This is a genomic window from Corallococcus sicarius (assembly GCF_003611735.1).
Lineage (GTDB): Bacteria > Myxococcota > Myxococcia > Myxococcales > Myxococcaceae > Corallococcus > Corallococcus sicarius.
On sequence record NZ_RAWG01000460.1, the window covers coordinates 1 to 5642 of the forward strand.

Consider the following 5642-nt stretch of genomic DNA (forward strand, 5'->3'; position numbering starts at 1 on the left):
GATCCCGGGGTCAGGTCGTCTCCAGGGTGGCAGGGGGACCCCGGGCAACGAAGGGCTCACGCAAGCGGCCCGAGAGGTCCAAAGTGCCCGGATTCACTCACGCCGCAGCGAAAGGCGCGGGCCCGCCCGCGCTCCTGGAGGGCAACCGTCAGAGCCAGCCCGCTGGACCTGTCATGCCTGACGCGGTAGTTCTACTTTCCTCACTTTCCGGTGAATAGGAGTCCCCCATGAGCACCCCGACTGCATCCCCTTCGCCGATGGAAGCGCGGCTGGCGGGCTACTGGCAGGAGCTGCTGGGCGTGGAGGCCGTGCGGCCGGAGGACCACTTCCTGGAGGTGGGCGGCAACTCGCTCCTGGCGACGATGCTGGCCAACCGCATCGAGGACGACCTGGGCCTCCAGGTGGGCATGGTGGACCTGTTCAACACGCTGAGCGCGGTGGCGGCCGTCTGCGACCGGCTGATGCAGGAGTCCCAGCCGAACGGCTGAGCCTGGCTCCCGGGTGACAGGGAAGCGACGGGCCGGGCGGGTGGACGGGGCTTGCCTCTTTTCCCACCGGCCCCGGTTGGGCTAGCAGGGGGGCCATGCCCATCCTCGCCCTCGTCCGTCACGGTCAGTCCCTCTGGAACCACGAGAACCGCTTCACCGGCTTCGTGGACGTGCCCCTCACCGAGCAGGGTCGCGGCGAAGCCCGCAAGGCCGCTGACGCCCTCAAGGGCCTGAAGTTCGACGTCGCCTACACCTCCGCCCTCACCCGCGCGCAGGAGACGCTCGCCATCCTCCTGGAGACGCTGGGCCAGCGCCCGCCCGTCATCCGTGACGCGGCCCTCAACGAGCGCCACTACGGCGACCTGCAGGGCCTCAACAAGGCGGACGCCGCCAAGGCCTTCGGCGAGAAGCAGGTCCACATCTGGCGCCGCTCCTACGACGTGCCGCCCCCCAACGGCGAGTCGCTGGAGATGACGGCCAGGCGCGTGCTGCCCTTCTACGAGCGCGCCATCGCGGGCGACCTGCGCCAGGGCAAGAACGTGCTCGTCGTGGCCCACGGCAACTCCAACCGTTCCCTGGTGATGCGCCTGGACAAGCTCTCCGGCGAGGCCGTGGTGGCGCTGGAGCTGGCGACGGGCGTGCCCGTCATCTACGACGTCACCCCCGAGGGCGAGGTCGTCTCCAAGCGCGGCGCCTGCCCCTGACGCCTCGCGGATGGGGGGGTTGAATGTGCAGCCCCCCGTCCCGTCTGATGCTTGCGAAGGACGAACACCCCCAAGGATGCACACCATGAAGGCCCTGACCCTCGCTGTCGTGCTGCTCACCTCCGCCGCCTCGCTCGCCCAGACGGCGCCGCGCGTGGAAGAGGCCGCCAACGCCGCCGCTGCCTCCAACGCCGCCGCTGCCTCGGACATGAGCCGCCGCCCGCCGCCGCCGGGCCACTCCACGCCGCGCCCGCACCAGCCGATGCCGCCGCCCCCGCCCCAGCGCAACCTGGCCGTCGTGGACCGCGAGGTGATGGAGCGCCGCATCGACAAGCTGGAGAACGCGCTGCGCGACGCGATGTCCCGCACCCGTGACAACCAGGGCCGCAAGAGCATCCGCGACGCGATGGAGGAGTTGGACAAGCTGAGCGAGTACGTGGACGACGCCGCGTCCTACGGCACGGGCCTGCCGCCGCCGCACCCGGGCAACTACCCGGGGCCGCAGCAGCCGCCCCCGCCGCCGCCGGTGCGGCCCATCGCGGACGCGCAGTTCCGCAGCCTCACCCAGGCGATGGTCCGCGAGGCCTTCGCGCGCGACAAGCTGCGGGTGCTGTCGCAGGTCACCCCGAACGAGAACTTCCTCGTCACGCACGTGCTGACCCTGCTGGGCCAGTTCCCCCACTCCAACGACAAGCTGGAGGTGGTGCGCGTGATGCGGCCCGCCCTGCTGGATCCGCAGAACGGCTTCGAGCTGTACCAGGCGTTCCCGTTCTCGTCGGACAAGCAGAAGCTGCAGGCCATCCTCGACGGCGGCGGGCGCCGCTAGGCTGAGAGCCTCACCGTCCGGAGAGCGCGGCCCAGATGGACCGCGCCTCCGGAGAGTCCGCGGTCGCGTGGACGCTGGCCACCACGCGGCCCTCCGCATCCAGCGCCAGGACATAGGGCGTGCGGCTGGAGGCCAGTCCCAGGGCCTTGCCCATGTCGCCGTCCTTGTCCAGCCAGGTGTCCTTCCAATAGTCCTCCGGCACCTGGCCCTTTGCCTTGCCCCGCGCCGCGCCCTCGCTGACGAAGAACGGCAGCTTGAGGGTGATGAGCGACTGGCGGCGCACCGACTCCGGCACCTGCTGCTGATCCGCCACCGCGTACCACTGGCGCATCGCCTCACCGGCGGCCTTGTCGGTGATGATGACCACCAGCGCGGGCCGGCCCTTCAGCTCTTCGCTTGAGTGCGCGCCGTTCTTCAGGTCGTTCGCGGAGAAGGCCGGCAGCGGCTGTCCCGCCCGAGGCAGCGCGAACGCTCCCGGGGACAGCAGGAGCACGCTGGCCAGGCCCGCCCCCATGAGAGTGGTACGTCCCCGCCGCGGGTGTCTGGGTAGGCATGCCATGACGGGAGAGGTGCGCACGCGGAGACAGGCTCCCTAGCAGCCGGGATGCCTGCGCCCGGCCGCCTGCCTGTCCGTGGGAGGAATCCGGTAGGGTGGAGTCCCCCCTGACTCGGAGTCCCCTGATGCGAATCTCCCCCCTCGCACTCCTCCTGCTTCCCCTGACCAGCGGCGCGGCGGTGAAGAACGTCGCCACCGTGGCCGAGTTCCAGACCGCGCTCTCCTCCGCCACGGCCGGGGACGAGATCGTCCTCGCGAACGGCACCTACACGTTCAACGCGAACCTGACCTGCGCGGCGGAGGGCACCCAGGCGCTGCCCATCACCGTGCGCGCCGCGAACCGTCATGCGGCCCTCATCCGCTTCAACGCGACGGAGGGCTTCAAGGTGTCCGGCCGGTACTGGACCTTCGACGGGCTCACGGTGGAGGGCATCTGCGCGACTGATTCGAACTGCGAGCACGCCTTCCACGTCACCGGCCACGCGGACGGCTTCGTGCTGCGCAACAGCCGCGTGCGCGACTTCAACTCCCAGCTCAAGTCGAACGCGACGAAGAACGGCGCCGGTGTCTGGGAGATGCCCCACCGGGGGCTCATCGAGCGCAACGAGATCTACGACACCCGCCCGCGCGTGACGGGAACGCCCGTCAACAAGCTCAACATCGACACCGGTGACGACTGGGTGGTCCGCGACAACGAGGTTCACGACTTCGCCAAGCAGGGCGGCATCTCCTACGGCGCCTTCATGAAGAGCGGCGGCAAGCGCGGCATCTTCGAGCGCAACCGCGTCCTCTGCACGAGGGACCAGCCGGCCAGCGACACGCGCATCGGCCTGTCCTTTGGCGGTGGCGGGACGGGCAACGCGTTCTGTGCGCCGGCCTTCGATCCGGCCGTGCCGTGCACGCCGGAGCACACGGACGGCGTGATCCGGAACAACATCGTCGCCAACTGCTCCGACGTCGCCGTCTACCTGAACAAGGCCACGAACACGCGCGTGCTGTTCAACACGTTCATCAGCACGACGGGAGTGGACTACCGCTTCGCCGCCAGCACCGGCGAGGCCCACGGCAACGTGCTGTCCTCCGTCATCCGGGTCCGCGAGAGCGGCACCTTCACCGCGGGCACGAACCAGATGAACGTGGCCACGGCCACCTTCGCGTCCTGGTACGTGGCGCCGCTCAAGGGAGACCTGACCCTCAAGGGTGACGTGACGTCGCTCGTCCGCGCGGGCGCGCGCAACGCCCTGGTCACGGACGACTTCTGCGGCCGACCCCGACCTTCGACCGGGGCGTACACGCTGGGCGCGCTGGAGCATCCACAGGGCAACTGCGCGGCGGGCACGGGCGGTACGGACGCAGGCACGGGCGGCACGGACGCGGGCACGGGCGGCACGGACGCGGGCACGGGTGGCACGGACGCCGGCACGGGCGTCGCGGACGCGGGCATCATCCCCGACGCGGGCCCGGGACCGGAGGAGGAGCCGCCCGCGGATGAGGACGAGGACGGCGGCTGCAGCGCCGCTCCGGGCCTGCTGCCCCTGCTCCTGACGCTGCTGGTTCCGCTGAGCCTGCGTCGCCGCAGCCGTCGCGAGTAGCGACGACACCGAAGGGAGCGTGGGCCCTGGGGTCCACGCCTCCCGACGGGTGGGCGCTCAGACCGCGGTGGAGACGAACAGGCCGGGACGGATGGCCAGGACGCCGCCCACGATGAAGAGCAGTGACACCAGGGTGCCCACGAGGGGCAGCACGTACCCCGGCGGCGTGCGGCGGCGGTTCGCGGACAGGCAGCCCTGGATGGCGCCCACCGCGAGCACCATCATCACGATGTGGCCGATGAGCGCCGGGTAGTAGCCGCGCGTCACGAGCACCACGATGCCCACCAGCACCTGCAGCTGGACGAAGCCGGAGTAGGACGCGCCGATGATGCGTCCCACCTTGTCGAACGGCCGCTTCGTGGCGACGCAGAAGGCGAAGTACACGAGCGCGATGGCGCCAGCCAACAGCACCAGGTAGCGAAGCCCCGAGTGGAGATGGAAGAAGAAGGTCATGGACCGGGGGGTTTACCACCCGCCGGCCGGGGCGCGACGTTTACGACGGATCCGGCTTGGGCGTGCGCTTCGTGCTCGGGGGCAGGGGCGGCGCGGAGATGCGCTCGGCGGGGGGCAGCTCGCCGGTGAGGCTCTTGAGGAAGGCCACCAGGTCGTCCACCTCGCCGTCCTTCAGCGTGCGCCCCAGCTGGTAGCGCCCCATCAGGCGCACCATGGCGGGCAGGTCCTTCACGCTGCCGTTGTGCAGGTAGGGCCCCGTCTTCTCCACGTTGAGCAGGGTGGGCACGCGGAAGTAGCCGCGGTCGTCCTCGTTCTTCGTCGCGTCGAAGCGGCCCGCGTCGGTGAGGGTCGGGTAGGCCTCCACCAGCCCCAGCTTCTGGAACGACGTGCCGCCCACGGCGGGGCCGTTGTGGCAGGTGGTGCAGCCGGTGGTGACGAAGGCCTCCAGGCCGCGCTGCTCCTGGGCGGTGAGCGCGGCGTGCTCGCCCGCGAGGAAGCGGTCGAAGCGCGACGGCGTGGTGAGCGTGCGCTCGAAGGCGGCCAGGGCCTTCGCGGCGTGGGCCAGCGTCACCGGCTTGCGCTCCTTGGGGAAGGCGGCGCGGAAGCGCGCGGTGTACTCGGGCATGGAGGACAGCGTGGCCTCGACGCGCTTCGCGTCCGGCATGGCCATCTCCACCGGGTTCATCATCGGGCCCTCGGCCTGGGCCTCCAGCGTGGCGGCGCGGCCGTCCCAGAACTGCGCGATGTGGTGGGCCGCGTTGTAGACGGTGGGCGAGTTGCGGCTGCCCTTCTGCCCCCGGTGCCCGTCCGACAGCGCCTTGTTGTCCACGCCGAAGGTGTCCAGCCCGTGGCAGGTGTTGCAGGACACGTCGTGGTTCTTCGACAGCCGGGGCTCGTGGAAGAGCATGCGCCCCAGCGCCACCTGCGCCTCGGTGTCCGTCGGCAGCGGCTTCTGCCCGCGAGGCGTCTGGAAGAAGTGCTCGGCCAGCTTCGCCACCGCGGCGGGGTCCGGCACGGCGGGCC

7 protein-coding genes are annotated in these 5642 nt (G+C 70.8%); 4 read left to right on the plus strand and 3 right to left on the minus strand.

From position 1 onward, the window contains the following. Nucleotides 1–227: 227 nt before the first annotated feature. From D7X12_RS38660 to D7X12_RS38670, 3 genes are all read left to right on the plus strand, one after another. Nucleotides 228–488, plus strand: coding sequence for a phosphopantetheine-binding protein (locus D7X12_RS38660; RefSeq protein WP_120630169.1), 261 nt, complete (start codon nt 228–230; stop codon nt 486–488). 95 nt (nt 489–583) lie between these two features. Beyond that, nucleotides 584–1192, plus strand: a complete 609-nt coding sequence (locus D7X12_RS38665; protein WP_120630170.1) for a 2,3-bisphosphoglycerate-dependent phosphoglycerate mutase — start codon at nt 584–586, stop codon at nt 1190–1192. Between the two features lie 85 nt (nt 1193–1277). Continuing rightward, on the plus strand, nt 1278–2018 hold the full coding sequence (locus tag D7X12_RS38670) for a proline and serine-rich protein 1 family protein (protein WP_147443935.1): 741 nt from the start codon (nt 1278–1280) through the stop codon (nt 2016–2018). Between the two features lie 10 nt (nt 2019–2028). Here D7X12_RS38670 and D7X12_RS38675 read toward each other — a convergent pair whose 3' ends face one another. Next, nucleotides 2029–2532, minus strand: a complete 504-nt coding sequence (locus D7X12_RS38675) for a hypothetical protein (RefSeq protein ID WP_120630172.1) — start codon at nt 2530–2532, stop codon at nt 2029–2031. Nucleotides 2533–2699: 167 nt separating this feature from the next. On the opposite strand from D7X12_RS38675, the gene D7X12_RS38680 reads away from it, so the two are divergent. Further along, nucleotides 2700–4166, plus strand: coding sequence for a right-handed parallel beta-helix repeat-containing protein (locus D7X12_RS38680; RefSeq protein WP_120630173.1), 1467 nt, complete (start codon nt 2700–2702; stop codon nt 4164–4166). Nucleotides 4167–4223: 57 nt separating this feature from the next. Here D7X12_RS38680 and D7X12_RS38685 read toward each other — a convergent pair whose 3' ends face one another. Continuing rightward, nucleotides 4224–4619 carry a hypothetical protein gene (locus D7X12_RS38685; RefSeq protein WP_120630174.1) on the minus strand — a complete coding sequence of 132 codons (396 nt, stop codon included), beginning with the start codon at nt 4617–4619 and terminating at the stop codon, nt 4224–4226. A 40-nt stretch (nt 4620–4659) separates the two neighbouring features. Next, on the minus strand, nt 4660–5642 hold a 983-nt coding region (locus D7X12_RS38690), incomplete at its 5' end, for a cytochrome-c peroxidase (protein WP_120630175.1).